The sequence below is a fragment of the Rhizobium sp. BR 315 genome (assembly GCF_050577975.1).
GTDB lineage: Bacteria > Pseudomonadota > Alphaproteobacteria > Rhizobiales > Rhizobiaceae > Rhizobium > Rhizobium miluonense.
In genome coordinates this window covers 55,595-71,787 of record NZ_JARWKZ010000013.1, presented here as the reverse complement: position 1 = coordinate 71,787, position 16,193 = coordinate 55,595, and the positions used below count along the sequence as shown (strand labels likewise).

Annotated in this window: 11 protein-coding genes and 1 other RNA gene; 7 read left to right on the top strand and 5 right to left on the bottom strand. The window is 60.5% G+C overall.

What is annotated here, in order from left to right; translation table 11 throughout:
* Positions 1-203: 203 nt before the first annotated feature.
* The 4 genes from QD409_RS15520 to tkt form a co-directional block, all read right to left on the bottom strand.
* Positions 204-1,406 carry a phosphoglycerate kinase gene (locus QD409_RS15520; RefSeq protein ID WP_430763048.1) on the bottom strand — a complete coding sequence of 401 codons (1,203 nt, stop codon included), beginning with the start codon at positions 1,404-1,406 and terminating at the stop codon, positions 204-206.
* Positions 1,407-1,478: 72 nt separating this feature from the next.
* A complete protein-coding gene (locus QD409_RS15515; protein WP_092850611.1) occupies positions 1,479-3,329 on the bottom strand; it encodes a potassium/proton antiporter in 1,851 nt (616 codons plus the stop codon).
* Between the two features lie 499 nt (positions 3,330-3,828).
* Positions 3,829-4,839: a type I glyceraldehyde-3-phosphate dehydrogenase gene (gap, locus tag QD409_RS15510; protein ID WP_092850606.1), complete on the bottom strand. Its 1,011-nt coding sequence runs from the start codon at positions 4,837-4,839 to the stop codon at positions 3,829-3,831.
* A gap of 63 nt (positions 4,840-4,902) precedes the next feature.
* Entirely contained in the window at positions 4,903-6,885 is a 1,983-nt protein-coding gene (gene tkt, locus QD409_RS15505; protein ID WP_430763047.1) for a transketolase, read from the bottom strand.
* 402 nt (positions 6,886-7,287) lie between these two features.
* On the opposite strand from tkt, the gene QD409_RS15500 reads away from it, so the two are divergent.
* The 3 genes from QD409_RS15500 to ssrS all read left to right on the top strand — a co-directional run bounded on the left by QD409_RS15500 (position 7,288) and on the right by ssrS (position 8,211).
* The gene (locus QD409_RS15500; RefSeq protein ID WP_004117381.1) at positions 7,288-7,563 is read left to right on the top strand and encodes a DUF4164 domain-containing protein; all 276 of its coding nucleotides are present in this window, start codon (positions 7,288-7,290) and stop codon (positions 7,561-7,563) included.
* 45 nt (positions 7,564-7,608) lie between these two features.
* On the top strand, positions 7,609-7,986 hold the full coding sequence (locus QD409_RS15495) for a cell division protein ZapA (protein ID WP_092850600.1): 378 nt from the start codon (positions 7,609-7,611) through the stop codon (positions 7,984-7,986).
* A 66-nt stretch (positions 7,987-8,052) separates the two neighbouring features.
* Positions 8,053-8,211, top strand: a non-coding RNA gene (gene ssrS / locus QD409_RS15490) — 6S RNA.
* 74 nt (positions 8,212-8,285) lie between these two features.
* Here the strand turns inward: ssrS and QD409_RS15485 are convergent.
* Positions 8,286-10,085 (bottom strand): chloride channel protein, encoded by a 1,800-nt coding sequence (locus tag QD409_RS15485; RefSeq protein ID WP_430763046.1) that lies wholly within the window; start codon positions 10,083-10,085, stop codon positions 8,286-8,288.
* Between the two features lie 125 nt (positions 10,086-10,210).
* Between QD409_RS15485 and QD409_RS15480 the strand changes: the two genes are divergently transcribed.
* The 4 genes from QD409_RS15480 to QD409_RS15465 all read left to right on the top strand — a co-directional run bounded on the left by QD409_RS15480 (position 10,211) and on the right by QD409_RS15465 (position 16,173).
* A complete protein-coding gene (locus tag QD409_RS15480) occupies positions 10,211-10,651 on the top strand; it encodes a MarR family winged helix-turn-helix transcriptional regulator (protein WP_092850595.1) in 441 nt (146 codons plus the stop codon).
* 498 nt (positions 10,652-11,149) lie between these two features.
* Complete coding sequence (gene mprF, locus QD409_RS15475) at positions 11,150-13,759, top strand: bifunctional lysylphosphatidylglycerol flippase/synthetase MprF (RefSeq protein WP_092850586.1); 2,610 nt, start codon at positions 11,150-11,152, stop codon at positions 13,757-13,759.
* Positions 13,756-15,153 carry a virulence factor gene (locus QD409_RS15470; RefSeq protein ID WP_092850581.1) on the top strand — a complete coding sequence of 466 codons (1,398 nt, stop codon included), beginning with the start codon at positions 13,756-13,758 and terminating at the stop codon, positions 15,151-15,153. Before mprF ends, QD409_RS15470 begins: the two co-directional genes overlap by 4 nt.
* 345 nt (positions 15,154-15,498) lie before the next feature.
* Positions 15,499-16,173, top strand: a complete 675-nt coding sequence (locus QD409_RS15465; RefSeq protein ID WP_342588036.1) for an HAD family hydrolase — start codon at positions 15,499-15,501, stop codon at positions 16,171-16,173.
* Positions 16,174-16,193: the final 20 nt, after the last annotated feature.

The window sequence follows — 16,193 nt, the reverse complement described above, 5'->3', positions numbered from 1 at the left end:
CAAGGCGATTTCAGTCGGCGACAAGATCAATATAGATCGGCGATAACAGAAGTGTAGAAGGAGGGAAATGGCAGGCTAACTAATTGAAACGATTGAAATGATTTCAACCGTTTGAAAGTCTTTCAAGCTATCCTAGCATTCATGGAAAAGCCGCGAAAGGTTTAGCTTTCGCGGCTTCCATCAATCACTACGAAGCGGTTTTCTTATTTGCTGGCCTGCAGGACGGCAACGCCCGGGAGGACCTTACCTTCCATCCATTCGAGGAAGGCGCCGCCAGCTGTCGAGACGTAGGTGAAGTCATCGGCAACGCCGGCATGGTTGAGCGCAGAGACCGTGTCGCCACCGCCGGCAACGGAGGTCAGCTTGCCGGCCTTGGTGCATTCAGCGGCATATTTGGCAGCTGAGACGGTTGCGGTATCGAAGGGCGTGATTTCGAAGGCGCCGAGCGGGCCGTTCCAGACCAGGGTGGTGGCGCGACCGATCCAATTCTTGACAGCTTCGACCGACTTGGGACCGACATCGAGCACCATGGCATCAGCCGGGATAGCCTCGATGGCAACGACTTCGTTGTCGGCGCCGGCCTTGAACTCGCGGGCGACGACACCGTCTTCCGGCAGGACGATCGCGCAGCCGGATGCGGCAGCCTCGATCATGATCTGCTTGGCGGTGTCGGCGAGATCATGCTCGCAGAGCGACTTGCCGACATTGGTGCCGCGGGCGGCGAGGAAAGTGTTGGCCATGCCGCCGCCGATGACAAGCGCATCGACCCTCTTCACCAGGTTCATCAGAAGATCGATCTTGGTGGAGACCTTGGCGCCGCCGACGATGGCGACCACCGGACGGACCGGATTGCCCAGACCCTTTTCCAGGGCTTCAAGCTCTGCCTGCATCGTGCGGCCCGCGTAGGCCGGCAGCAGGTGGGCGAGGCCCTCGGTGGAGGCATGCGCGCGATGGGCGGCCGAGAAGGCGTCGTTGACGTAGATATCGCCATTGGCGGCGAGCGCCTTGGTGAAGGCTGCGTCGTTCTTTTCTTCTTCCTTGTGGAAGCGGGTGTTTTCAAGCAGCAGGATGTCGCCATCGTTCATCTTGGCAACGGCCTCGACTGCTGCCGCGCCGATGCAGTCGGAGGCGAAGAGAACGGCATGATCCAGGACTTCCTCGACGGCTGGTACGATGAGGCCGAGGGAAAGCTCCGGGGAGGGGCCATCCTTTGGGCGGCCGAAATGAGCAAGCAGGATGACCTTGGCGCCTTTTTCGGACAGTTCGAGAATCGTCGGAGCGACACGTTCGATGCGGGTCGCATCGGTGACCTTGCCATCCTTGACCGGCACGTTGAGGTCGACGCGTACGAGCACGCGCTTGCCGGTAATGTCGGTGAGATTGTCGAGAGTTTTGAAGGCTGCCATGGGGAGGATCCAATATTGTTGGTGGCGTGAAGCGCGCAGACCATACTACGGATGATCGGAGACGCAAGGCATTCAGGCGTCGTTTTTGCCCGTCGTCGAATCGCTTGAAACGGCTTCATGCGTGCGCTCACGGCGCTTCTGCAGGTAGGCGCGGATGCTGTTGAAAATATCGTGGAGATTGATGAAGATCGGCAGGAGGCTGGGTGGTTCCACCGCTTCGAGCGACATGCCGACGGACTGGATATGGTCGTTCTCGTCGAGATCGCGGACGATGAGGATGATCTCGCCCAGACGAACGCGATCCGCATAGTCGGCCTTGCCGCCCAAGCGGTGGCGCATGAGCTCGGCGATGGTCAAACCCTTCTCCTGTTCGCTCAGCAGCCCCGGTCCGTAGGCTGCATCGAGATCGGCAGCCGGGCGCAGCGGCGAGATCGAGAAAGCACCGAAGAATTCGGCATCATCCGGATCGACCGGCGCGCGGCTGGCGAAGAGGCGGTCGAGCAGGCGAGAATAATTGGGCGAAACGAAGAGATAGACGATATCGTGTTCGCGCAGGCGGCCGGCATATTGATAACGCATGGATTTGCCGTCGCGCACGACAAGCGAGGGCATGGCCCAACGAGGAATGCGTTCGCCGCGCAAGACCGGACTGTCCTTCACGACGCGGTAGGTGAGGAGTTCGTGATTGACGGTGCCCGGCAGATCGACTTCGACTTTGTCGATCGCCCCCATGCGCGGGGGAACGATGAGGCCGAGGCGCCGCGCCATCGGCTTGATGGTCCAGCCCTGCACGAGCAGCGACACCAGCACGACGATGAAAGCGACGTTGAAATAGGTCTGGCCCGATTGGAGGTTACCGAGGATCGGCATGATGGCAAGCAGGATGGAGACTGCGCCACGCAGGCCGACCCAGGCGACGAAGCCGGTTTCGCGCTGAGTGTAATCGAAGGGCAGCAGGCAGAGCCATACGGCGATCGGGCGGGCGATGAAAATCAGGAATAGCGCCAGCGCCACGGCCGGAATGGCGATGGCGGGAAATTCCGATGGTGTGGCGAGCAGGCCAAGAACGAGGAACATGATGATCTGCGCCAGCCAGGTCATGCCGTCCTGGAAGCGCTTGATCGAGGCCGAGGCGGGCATTCTGCGATTGCCGGCATAGATGCCGGCGACATAAACGGCGAGGAAGCCGCTGCCGCCGACGGCGCCCGTGAAGGAGAAGACGAGCAGGGCCAGCGCCAGCACGAAGATCGGTGTCAGGCCGCGATCGGTCTCCAGCCGGCTGACGATGAGAACGATCATCATGCCGCCGAACAGGCCGAGGATGACGCCGAGGCCCATCTGCTTGATGAAGGTCGCCAGCATGGCGATGTTGATGCCCGCATAGCCTTCGCCGCTTGCCAGCAGCTCGACCAAGGCAAGCGTCAGGAAGATCGCCATCGGGTCGTTGGTGCCGGATTCGACTTCCAGCGTCGAGCGCACCTTGTCGCGGATATTGATGCCACCGATGCGCAGCAGGAAGAAGACGGCGGCCGCATCCGTCGAGGCGACGATGGAGCCGAGCAGTAGACCCTGCAGCCAAGTGAAGCCGAGGAGCCAGGTGGAGGCAAGGCCGAACAGCGCAGCCGTCACGATGACGCCGACGGAGGCAATGGTCAGCGCCGGTGCGGCGGCAAGCTTGAAGGCCTGGATCGGCGTGCCGTAGCCTGAATCGAAGAGGATGATGGCAAGCGCCAGCGAGCCGAGAATATAGGCGAGATAATTGTTGGAGAATTCGATGCCGAGCCCGTCCGTGCCGGCGGCAAGGCCGATCATCAGGAAGAGCAGAAGCAGGGGGGCGCCGAAACGGAAGGCAATAAGGCTGGAGAAGGCCGCAATGAGAATAAGGACCGTGCTGATCAGCACGATGACGTAAAATGCCTCCACCTTTTCTTTCCCTTTCCGTGCGCCGCTGCTGGGGCCAAAAGCCCGGAATCTTGAAAATCTCTCCAGTTTCCATCATGCCGCCGCGCCGGGCAAATTGGCAAACACGGAAATCGCTCGGAGGAGAGTCTACGAATTGAAACTCTTTCCGACGACTGCAACGTCATGGTGTGATGCACTCTGCCAGAACAGCAAAGTGGCTTGGAACGCCCTGGGAGACTTCGAGTTTCAAAATTTATTGGTAAATCTGGACCATAGCAGGGCAGTGCAGAAAAAATCGAAATGTTTTTAAGATGATGCGGGGCGGGCACCCGCCGCGCCGTAGCCGTCGAGGGGACGCGGCACGATCAAAAGATCGGCTTTCGAGCCCCTTCTATAACAAAGCCGGCGGCGCAGATGACTGCGCCGCCGGCTTTATCGATTGCGATGATGATCGCAGGCTTTTTATCCAACTTGCTTCGACACCGGTGGGCTGTCGTCGCAAAGGGGGTGAAGCCCCGGATCAGATCAGCTTTGCGAAGGCAACTGCCGTGTCGGACATGCGGCTGGAGAAGCCCCATTCGTTGTCGTACCAGGACAGGACGCGCACGAAGTTGCCTTCCATGACCTTGGTCTGGTCGGTCGCGAAGATCGACGAGTGGCTGTCATGGTTGAAGTCGCGGGAAACCAGCGGCTCGTCGGTGTAGCCGAGGATGCCCTTCAGCTTGCCGTTCGATGCAGCCTTGATGGCTTCGTTGATTTCGCCAACCGTCGTTGCCTTCTTGGACACGAACTTGAAGTCGACAACCGAGACGTTCGGCGTGGGAACGCGGATCGACGTGCCGTCGAGCTTGCCCTTCAGGTGCGGCAGAACGAGACCAACGGCCTTTGCGGCGCCCGTCGAGGTTGGGATCATGGACAGGGCTGCGGCGCGGGCGCGGTACAGGTCCTTGTGCATGGTGTCGAGCGTCGGCTGGTCACCGGTGTAGGAGTGGATGGTCGTCATGAAGCCGTGGTCGATGCCGACGGCGTCGTCGAGAACCTTGACCACCGGCACTAGGCAGTTCGTGGTGCAGGACGCGTTGGAGATGACCAGGTGCTCCTTGGTGAGCTGGTCGTGGTTGACGCCGAAAACGACGGTCAGGTCGGCGCCGTCAGCAGGAGCCGAAACGATGACGCGCTTGGCACCGGCCGTCAGGTGAGCGGCGGCCTTGTCGCGGGCCGTGAAGATGCCGGTGCATTCCATCGCGATGTCAACGCCGAGATCGCGATGCGGCAGCGTTGCCGGATCCTTGATCGCCGTGACCTTGATCGGCTTACCGCCGCCAACGATGATCGTGTCGCCTTCGACCTTTACTTCGGCCGGAAACTTGCCGTGGATAGAATCGTAACGCAGCAGGTGCGCGTTGGTTTCGACCGGGCCGAGGTCGTTGATGGCAACGACTTCGATGTCGGTGCGGCCCGATTCGACGATCGCGCGCAGTACGTTACGGCCGATGCGGCCAAAGCCGTTGATGGCTACTTTTACAGTCATGAATGTCACTCCCTTTCACTCAGGGTGTTTATCTATTGGATTTGGGGGCGCTTGTCAGCGCCCTCAGGAAAGCTTTGCCTCAGCGGCTGCGACTACGGCTTCGGTGGTGATGCCGAAGTGCTTGTAGACGTCCTTGTACGGAGCCGAAGCGCCGAAGCTCTTCATGCCGATGAAGGCGCCTTCCGGTCCGATGAATGCATCCCAGCCTTCGCGAACGCCGGCTTCGACGGCGACCTTGACCGGCGAGTTGCCGATGACTTCCTTGCGGTAGGCGTCCGGCTGCTCGAAGAAGAGTTCGGTGCAGGGAACGGAAACGACGCGCGTGGAAATACCCTTGCCTTCGAGAGCCGTGCGGGCTGCGACAGCAAGTTCGACTTCGGAGCCCGAAGCGAAGATCGTCACCTTGGCGTCGGCATTGCCTGCCAGCGTGTAGGCGCCGAGTTCGCAGAGGTTCTTCTCGCTGTATTCGGTGCGAGCGGCCAAGAGGTTCTGGCGGGTCAGAGCGAGACCGGACGGACGGTTCGTCGTCTTGATCGCGATCTGCCAGCATTCGGCCGTCTCCGTTGCGTCCGCCGGGCGGAACAGCTGGAAGTTCGGGATGGCACGCAGGCTGGCGACCTGCTCGACCGGCTGGTGGGTCGGGCCGTCTTCGCCGACGCCGATGGAATCATGCGTCAGGACGTGGATGGCACGGATGCCCATCAGAGCGGCGAGGCGGAGCGGCGGACGGCAATAGTCCGAGAAGATCAGGAAGCCGCCGCTATAGGGGATGAGACCGCCGTGCAGGGAGATGCCGTTCATCGCGGCAGCCATGCCGTGTTCGCGGATACCCCAGTGCATGTAACGGCCGGAGAAGTCGGTCGGGGTGATCGACTTCATCTGGCTCGTCTTGGTGTTGTTCGACGGCGTCAGGTCGGCCGAGCCGCCGATCGTTTCTGGAATGAAGCCGTTGATGACTTCGAGCGCGTCTTCCGATGCCTTGCGGGTTGCAAGCGTCGGCTTGGTTTCGGCAAGCTTCTTCTTGTAGTCGCTGATGGCGGCGTCGAAGCCGGCGGGCAGCTCATGAGCAAAGCGGCGGGTGAATTCAGCCTTCTTGCCCGCTTCTGCACCGGCAAGGCGGCCCTCCCAGGCTTCGCGGGTGCTGACCGAGCGCTCGCCGGCAGCGCGCCATTCACCGAGAATGCCGTTCGGGATGACGAAGGGCTCGTAGGGCCAGTCCAGTGCGACGCGGGTGGCGGCGATTTCTTCGGCGCCAAGCGGCGAGCCGTGTACCTTGTGGGTGCCCTGCTTGTTCGGAGCGCCGAAACCGATGATGGTCTTGCAAGCGATGAACGTCGGGCGGTCGGACTTATGGGCGGCTTCGATAGCGGCACTGATGGCGGCCTGATCGTGGCCGTCGACTTCGATGGTGTTCCAGTGAACGGCCTTGAAGCGGGCGACCTGGTCGGTCGAATCCGAAAGCGAGATGGCGCCGTCGATGGTGATGGAATTGTTGTCCCAGAACAGGATCAGCTTGTTGAGCTTGAGGTGACCGGCCAGAGCGATCGCTTCATGGCTGATACCTTCCATCAGGCAGCCGTCGCCGCACATGGCGTAGGTGTAGTGATCCTGAAGCTCTGCGCCGAACTCCTCGCGCAGCTTGCGCTCGGCGATCGCCATGCCGACGGCATTGGCAATGCCCTGGCCAAGCGGGCCGGTGGTGGTTTCGATGCCGGTGGCGTGGCCGTATTCCGGATGTCCGGCGGTCTTGGAACCGAGCTGGCGGAAGCGCTGCAGCTCCTCGACCGTCATGTCCGGATAGCCGGTGAGGTAGAGAACCGAATAAAGCAGCATCGAGCCGTGGCCAGCCGACAGGACGAAACGGTCGCGGTCCGGCCAATGGGGGTTCTTCGGATCGAAGCGCAGATATTTGCCAAAGAGAACGGTAGCGACATCAGCCATTCCCATTGGCAAACCGGGGTGACCGGAATTGGCCTTCTCGACAGCATCCATGGCAAGGAAACGGATCGCATTTGCCATCCGGTCGTGTTGTTCGCGAGAGTTCATGGGTTTTTCCGCAGTGTTCCGGGTTCGGGGGATGGCCGCACGCCTGGGAGGGAGGGCCATCGGTTGAAAGGCGGGTAAAAGGGAGACGCTCTTCCGAACGCCATTTTCAACGTCGCCTCAGGCGGCTGAGACATAGCAGTTGGGGCGAGCAAGTCAATAAATCGACGGTTCAATCCAGGGTCCCTGCGGCAATTTTTTGACATTTGCCCGTTTACTTTTACAAAAGACGACAATCATGCGACAAGGCCTGTACGGCCGGCAAAGGAGGCATTCATCCACAGAATAGGGAGGGTGCCACATGGCAGCCTTTATTGACGTGCTGTTGCAGAGTTGAATATTGTTGCGAAATCAGACAAGTGGCCGGATGTTTTGATTCGGGCCTTGCGCGGAGTATCGAAGGCCATGACACCTTCAGGCAAAACGGTGGACGCAGCGCTCGCCCAGTTGCGCCAGGCGCTTTCCACTTTGGAAAGCGCCGTTGACGGGCGGTTCGAGCGCGAGCGTGCGCATAGCGACATAGAAGGCGAGGTGCGGCGGGTTCATGCAGATCGCTCTCGTCTTGCTCAGGAGCTGGATCAGGCCGAGTTCCGTGCGAACCGGCTCGAGGAAGTCAATCGTGAGGTGTCGCGCCGGCTTGTTACGGCGATGGAAACCATAAGAGCCGTGCTGGACCGCTGATCCCTTGGGGCAGCCGTCGCGACACGGCAATGATCGGAAAGTCGAATGGCACAAGTAACGGTAACGATCGACGGCAAAGCCTACCGGATGGCCTGCGAAGAGGGGCAGGAAGATCATCTGACGGATCTCGCCACTCGCTTCGACCGCTATGTGCTGCATTTGAAGAACCAGTTCGGAGAGATCGGCGACCTGCGCCTGACGGTCATGGCCGGCATCATGATCACCGACGAAGTGGCGGAACTCACGCGCCGCGTGTCTTCGCTCGAAGCCGAGCTGGAATCCCTGACGAGCAATCGCGATACGACCATGGCCGCCAATGCGCGGGCCGAGGAGACGCTGGCGAGCGTCATCGATGAGGTGACGACACGCATCCACGGCATTACCGAGAAGCTTCTCGCCCGGCCGAGCCCTGAGCAGGGCTGAGTTTATTTCTGAGGGTGGCGCTCATCACCCTCTGGCAGAAAGGCTGAATCCACTTTATATAGTTCGAGCGGTCTGCGCTTCCCGACAGGAACCACAATCCCTGGGGCCATACTCGATCCAAAGGGAGCTGTCCCTGACTAGGCCCGTGGGCCTGGACACACGGCGCCCACCTACGTTTGTAGGCACCCAGGATCGTAAACATCCATCGGTTGTCGTGGATCGCTCTTAAATTTTCCTCGCTAAGGCAAGGAAGGCGTTGCGTAGTTCTTTGTGCCGCGCTGACGCCAGTCCTCCTCCCCTTAACTTTTCGACCCGAGATAAACACCGCGCTCGAGTTCCGCGCGGTTGGTCGCGCTGCGCAAGCGCAGCAGGTCCTTGCGGGCAATCAAGCCGACAAGGCGGCCCGTTTGCGGTTCGACGACGGGAATACGTCCCGTATCGGCATGGATCATGATGTCGGCGACGCGGCCGACGGTATCGTCGGCATGGGCGACCGGAAGAGACGTATCCGATACGACGTCATAGAGCGACTGATCCATAAGCTCCGGCTCGCTCTGCCACCGCAAGGCATCGGCGCGTGAGATCATTCCGACCAAGCGGCTATCGGCTTCGACGACGGGATAGAAGCGATGAGCATCCAACCGCTCGGTCATGTGTGCCAGGGCTTCGGACAGGCGCATGGCGGCGGGCAAAGTATCCACCTTGGCGATCATGATATCGGCGGCGCGGGTGAGTTCGAACGGATCGATACCATATTCGCGGGTGATGTGCTGGCCGCGCCGTGCGATCTTTTCCGTGAGGATAGAGCGGCGCAGCAGCAGAACGGTGACGGCATAGGCTGCCACCGTTGCCGCCAGCAGAGGCACGAGAGCGCTCGTGTCCCCGGTCAGCTCGACGGCAAAGAAGGTGCCGGTGAGCGGCGCGCGCATGGTGCCACCCATCATCGCCGCCATGCCGAGCATCGCCCAGAAACCGGGATCGCCGGGCAAGACAAGGCCCACCAGCCAGCCCAGCGCACCGCCAAGAATGAGCAGCGGCGCCAAAACGCCGCCGGATGTGCCGGAGGAGAGCGCGACCAGCCAGATGCCTGCCTTGACCAGCAGGATCGCCAGCACAGCGCCGACGGCGATGTGGCTGTGCAGCAGATCGGCGATGATATCGTAGCCGACGCCGAGGGCGCGGGGTTCGATCAAGCCGCCGAGCCCGACGACGAGGCCGCCAAGTGCTGGCCACCACATCCAGTGGATCGGCAGCTTCTCGAAAGCATCCTCGATCTTATAGAGCAAGGTCGTCAGCAGGCCGGATTGCAGGCCGGAGATGATGCCAAGGCCGGCGGCGAGCAGAATGCCCCACCACGAGAGCGACATATCGAAATGAGCGGGGAAGAGTGCGCCGCTGCCGATCAGCAGCGGCCGCCAGACGACCGAAACGCAGGCCGCGACTGCGACGGGGATGAAGCTGCGTGGCTTCCATTCGAACAACAGCAGCTCGACGGCAAGCATGACTGCCGCGATCGGCGTGCCGAACACCGCCGTCATGCCGGCCGCAGCGCCGGCGACGAGCAGGGTCTTTCTCTCCGCGGCGCTGAGATGGAAGAGCTGCGCGAAGAGCGAGCCGATGGCGCCGCCGGTCATGATGATCGGGCCTTCCGCGCCGAACGGGCCGCCGGAGCCGATCGAGATGGCCGATGACAGGGGCTTCAGCACCGCCACCTTCGGCGACATGCGGCTGCCGCCGATGAGGATCGCCTCGATGGCCTCTGGAATGCCGTGACCGCGGATCTTCTCCGAGCCATAGCGTGCCATCAGGCCGATGACGAGGCCGCCAACAATGGGAGCGGCCACCATCCAGGGCGAGCGTGTCACCATGGCGAAGGACAGTGGCTCTGTGCTGATCTTGAACAGCCAGAAGGCGTTGCTGACGAGCGCAATGAGATTGACGAGCACCCAGGCCGCGAAAGCGCCACCGGTGCCGACGACGAGCGCCATGGCGATCAGCAGCAGGACGCGCTTGTCGGTGGTGAAGTCGCCATTGTCCTTGCGGGAGGCGCCGCCGGAGAAATCATGCCTGTTCGTTTGTTGGGGGGTGCTGTCCTGCATTGGCGACCTTCTGTGCTAAGCGTGCGCGGCCGTCCTTCAGCCGCTTCCCGCTTTGAGATGGCAAATATATCGTAATGCGATATAAATCAACTAGGGCCGCAAGCTGCGGCAAAGAGGATGATTTGATGGTGCGACGTTTGGACGAAGTTCTTTCGCAGGCGGATTACGAGGCGCTCGCCACATTGCGCTACACCCTGCGCAAGTTCACGGATTTCAGCACGTCCGCGGCGCAGGAGGCCGGCCTGCCGCCGCAGCAGCATCAGGCGTTGCTGGCGATCAAGGGCAATCCGCAAGGTGTGGCGATGACGATCGGCTTGCTGGCTGAGCGGCTGCTGATCGCCCCGCATACGGCGACCGAACTCGTGGGACGCCTCATCGATGCGGACTATGTCACACGGCATCCCGATCCCGCCGACAAACGCCGGCAGATATTACAGCTGACCGAGCGATCCGAAGAGGTGCTGCAGCGACTAAGTGCCATCCATCTGCGCGAAATTCGCGATATGGCACCGGAATTGATCGAGATCCTGACGCAACTTCAGGCCGAAGTGGAAGCCGAAGGCTGATCGCCATCCGCGGTACCCTCAGCTTAGCTCACAGCGCAAGAACGGTTGATCGAGCAATTTTCCGATCTATTTAACGTTGCGTGGCCTCGATGGCCGGAGGAACTGCGCCGCGCTGGCATTGTCGCGGAAATTCCGGTCGCGGCTGCATTGTGGTCACCTGCCTGACTGTCAGGAAATGTTCATCTGAAAGCTGTTGTGCAGCAGGTGACCGAGTTGAAAATTCCTGATAGGGAGCTGCGCGCAAGGTAAATGTGAAGATCACTTTTATGTGTAGATAAGTCTAAAAAGCCGGGTGCTTGGCAAATTCCTTTCAATAATCGCGGATTCATTGCTGGCGGAATTGGGAGCCGCGCCAAAATTGCCCAAATTCGGAACGATGGGAGCGCGTAACAACGGTCCTGTCGAAAGAAATGCAGGGCGGTAGCAAAGAGACGCATCGTCGGCGTTACTGAATATCCGAACAATCGGGACTGGCGAAGGTCAACAAACAGGTAGAGCATGTCGAGCCCAATCGATCTTGAAAAAGCCGATGAGGAACTGGAAGAAATTGGCGGTGTCATCGGTTTCCTCAATCGTTACCGCACGCTGATCGTCGCCGTTCTCACTGTCGCGGTCTTCTGCTTGGCGGCCTATGCGATCTACGATCTGACCAACCAAGTTCGCTATGACGACGTCGTACATGCTTTGACGACGACGAAGATTTCATCGGTGCTGCTCGCTCTGCTGTTCACCGGCCTGAGCTTCGCCTCGTTGATCTTCTACGACCAGAACGCGCTCGAATATATCGGCAAGCGCCTGCCGTTTCCGCATGTGGCGCTGACCTCGTTCAGCGCCTATGCCGTCGGCAATACTGCTGGATTCGGTGCGCTCAGCGCCGGCGCAATCCGCTACCGCGCCTATACGCGAATGGGTTTGGCGCCCGACGACATCACGCGCGTCATAGCATTCGTCACGCTTTCCTTCGGTCTCGGCCTTGCAGCCGTCGGCGCCATCGCGCTTTTGGTCATCGCCGATGAGATCGGGCCGCTGGTCGATGTCGACGGGCTATGGCTGCGCCTGATTGCAGTTGCCATCCTTGTGGCGCTTGCTTTCGTCGTCTTTGCCGGGCGCGATGGCCGCGAGGTGAGGCTTGGCTCGATCGCCGTCCGGTTGCCGGATTCGCGTACCTGGTCCCGGCAGTTCCTGGTGACCGCGTTCGATATTGCCGCCTCTGCCTCCGTGCTCTACGTGCTGCTGCCGGAAACGGCGATCGGCTGGCCGGGCTTTTTCGCCATCTATGCCATCGCCGTCGCTCTTGGCGTGCTCAGTCACGTCCCCGCCGGCTTCGGTGTTTTCGAGACGATCATCATCGCTTGGCTCGGCAGCTCGATGAACGAAGATGCCGTGCTGAGTTCGCTGGTCCTCTATCGCGTCATTTACAACGTCATTCCGCTCGTCATTGCGATTGCGGCGATCTCGGTGGCGGAACTGCGTCGTTTCGTCGATCATCCCGCCGCGTCAAGCATGCGCCGCGTCGGCGGCCGCCTCATGCCGCAATTGCTGTCTGCCTTTGCACTGCTGCTCGGCATGATGCTGATCTTTTCGAGCGTGACGCCAACGCCGGACCAGAACCTGATCGTTCTGTCCGACTATCTGCCTTTGCCTGTCGTCGAAAGCGCGCATTTCTTTTCGAGCCTTCTCGGACTGACCATCGTCGTCGCCGCCCGCGGTCTGGGGCAGCGTCTCGACGGCGCCTGGTGGGTATCGATCTTCTCGGCGGCGTTTGCCCTTTTGCTATCGCTGCTGAAAGCCATCGCCATCGTCGAAGCCGGATTGCTGGCATTCTTCATCTTCAGCCTCGTCGTCAGCCGCCGGCTGTTCTCGCGGCCGGCCTCGCTGCTGAGCCAGACGCTCACGGCCGGATGGCTGACGGCCATGGCCGTGATCTGCATCGGCGCCGTGGTGGTCCTGTTCTTCGTCTATCGCGATGTCGGATATAGCAATCAGCTATGGTGGCAGTTCGAATTCGCCGACGAGGCGCCGCGCGGCCTTCGCGCTGCGCTCGGCATTTCCATCCTGTCATCGGCGGTCGCGATCTTCAGCCTGCTGCGGCCGGCAACGAGGAGGCTGGAGCCAGTCACTGGGGAAGTGGTGTCGCGTGCGGTTCAGGTCGTCCAAAAGCAGGGCATTGCCGACGCCAATCTGGTGCGCATGGGTGACAAGAGCATCATGTTCTCGGAAAAGGGCGATGCCTTCATCATGTACAGCAAGCAAGGCCGCTCGTGGATCGCGCTTTTCGATCCCGTCGGCCCGCGCCACGCGCTTCCGGATCTTATCTGGCGGTTTGTCGAGGCGGCGCGCGCGGCCGGCTGCCGTTCCGTCTTCTATCAGATCTCGCCGGCATTGCTCTCCTATTGCGCCGATGCCGGTTTGCGGGCGTTCAAGCTCGGCGAGCTTGCGGTCGTCAACCTTTCGAATTTCGAGATGAAAGGCGGCAAATGGGCCAACCTCAGGCAGACGGCAAGCCGGGCGGTTCGCGATGGACTAGAATTTGCCGTTATCCAGCCGCAAGATGTGCCTGATGTCATAGAGCAGCTTGCCGAAGTCTCCGACACATGGCTTGCCGATCATAATGCCAAGGAAAAGAGCTTCTCGCTGGGCGCGTTCGATCCGGACTATGTGAGCTCACAGCCCGTCGGCGTGTTGAAAAAGGATGGTAAGATCGTCGCCTTTGCGAATATTCTGATGACGGAGACCAGGGAGGAGGGGTCCGTCGATCTGATGCGTTTTTCGCCCGATGCCCCAAAAGGTTCGATGGATTTTCTGTTCGTGCAGATCCTCGAATACCTCAAGGGCCAGGGCTTTCAGCGTTTCAATCTCGGCATGGCGCCGCTATCGGGCATGTCGAGACGTGAATCGGCGCCGGTCTGGGATAGGGTCGGGGGAACGGTGTTCGAACACGGCGAGCGTTTCTACAATTTCAAAGGGCTTCGTGCCTTCAAATCCAAGTTCCATCCCGAATGGCAGCCGCGCTATCTGGCTGTTTCGGGTGGTGTAAGTCCCATGATTGCGTTGATGGATGCCACATTCCTCATCGGGGGCGGACTTAAGGGGGTCGTGAGGAAATGATCTTGAAATACGCAATGTCATTGGCTTTCGGATTGATGCTGTCGGCGGGCCTGCTGGTGTCCGGCCAGGCGCGCGCGGAAGCTGACGATACCAAATACGATCTGGGCATGATCCCGGCGCCGCATATCCTGCGCCCGCAAGGCAAAGTTTCGAACGAGGTCGTCCTGATTTCCGATCTTGCCGGGTGGGGCGACAAGGAGAAGGCCGTTGCCGACAAGCTCGTCGCGAATGGCTCGCTCGTCATCGGTATCGACTATCCGTCCTTTCTGACGTCGCTCAACAACTACGACGTCAAGAAGAACGACGGCTGCATCTACATCGTCGCGGATCTGGAATCGCTGAGCCAGCAGGTGCAGCGCTCGTTTGCCGACAGCACCTATCAATCCCCGATCATTGCCGGCGTTGGCGCGGGCGGCGCCATGGCGTTGACGATCGCAGCTCAGACGCCGGATGCCACGGTTGCGGGTACGCTGGCCGTCGATCCGGCAGCCGGTATCGGCCTCAAGCAGGAGCTCTGCACGCCGGCCGAGAAGAAGACCGATGGCGATATGGTGTCCTTCGGCCTGCAGGAAGGCGCGCTGCCGAACCCGATTGTCGTAACCTTCACGGCGAACGCACCGAAGGACGGACGCGACCATGTCGAGGAGATCCAGAAGGAGCATCCCGAAGTCCAGACTACGAATTCCGACAATGCGGATACCTATGCGACGCTCGAGGCTTCGCTTGCCGACCTCATGAAGTCGATCGACGACGCCAAGTCGCCGCTCGGCCTGCCGCTCGATATCATGGAAGCGACGCCGACCGAGGATACGCTTGCCATCGTCTATTCGGGCGACGGCGGCTGGCGCGACATCGACAAGGAAGTCGGCAGCTATCTGCAGGATCAGGGCATTCCGGTAGTGGGCGTCGACTCCCTGCATTATTTCTGGTCGGAGCGGGATCCACAGCAGACGGCCGATGACCTCGCCCGGATCATCCAGTTCTATACCAAGCGCTTCAAGGTCAAGCATGTGGTGTTGATCGGCTATTCCTTCGGCGCCGACGTGCTGCCGGCAAGCTATAACCGCCTGAAACAGCCGGAAAAGGACAGGATCGTCCAGATGTCCTTGCTGTCGCTGTCGCAGAAGGTCGACTACGTGATTTCCGTCATGGGCTGGCTCGGGGCTTCGAGCGAAGGCAAGGGCGGCGATCCGATCAAGGATCTGAAGTCGATCAACCCGAAGATGGTGCAGTGCGTCTACGGCAAGGACGATGACGAGGATGTCGGATGCCCGCTGCTGAAGGGCACCGGTGCGGAAATCATCACCATGAATGGCGGCCATCATTTCGATGACGATTATGAGGCCTTGTCGAACCATATTATCAATGGCCTGAAGAGCCGCCTCGGCGAATAATGGATCGATACGGGCGGCTGGTTCGCACCGCCGCTCGTTTCCGCTTCGACATTTTCCTGTTGGCGATGCCAGCACCACCTCCCGATATCGTGTCGGTCGAGACGAAGGAACGGACCTTTCCCGGGTTCGTTGCTCAGCAATCATTTGCTTCTTGCCGCTGCTGCCGCTAGTCGAAAGAGGCACATATCGCGAGTGGTGCGGCTGGTGCCGGCCACTCGTTTCCACGTCCCGAGCATTTCCGTTTCAAACGGAGTCGCGGAAATGCTCTGTCTCTTTGTTTTCACGCAATTCCGGACGCAAAACCGCTGCGCACTTTTGCTGGAATTGCTCTAGAAAGGGCCTGCCTTGTCCGCCGTACAGTCTTCTGCCTTCGCCAAAGCCTATTCCGGTTTCCTGTTCGACATGGATGGCACGATCATTAATTCGATCGCCGCTGCCGAGCGCGTCTGGGGCAACTGGGCCCGCAGCAAGGGCCTTGATGTCGAGAAGTTCATGCCGACCATGCACGGCAAGCGCGGCGTCGATACGATCGGCCAATTGAACCTGCCCGGCGTCGATCCGATCGCTGAGTCGACGCTGATCATGGAAGCGGAGATTGCCGACGTCGAGGGCGTGGTCGCACTGCCGGGTGCCGTCGACTTCCTCGCGTCCCTGCCGCCGGAACGGTGGGCGATCGTCACTTCCTCTCCATACCGTCTGGCGATGGCCCGACTTGACGCCGCAGGCATCCCGGTGCCGCGCTTCATCGTGACTGCGGAGGACGTCAAGGTCGGTAAGCCTGATCCGCAGGGCTATATCCTCGGAGCGCAACGTCTTGGTCTGCGCACCTCAGATTGCCTGGTGTTCGAGGATGTGATGGCCGGTATCAAGGCAGGTGAGGCGGCCGGCGCGGATGTGCTTGTTATTACCGCGACGCATTCCCATCCGGTGGAAACCGACCACTCGACGTTGCTGAACTACGAAAATGTCCATGCGCGTGTGGATGGAGAAGGAAAAATGTCGATTGTCCGCAACGGCTGACAATCCGGGATCGGCGATGC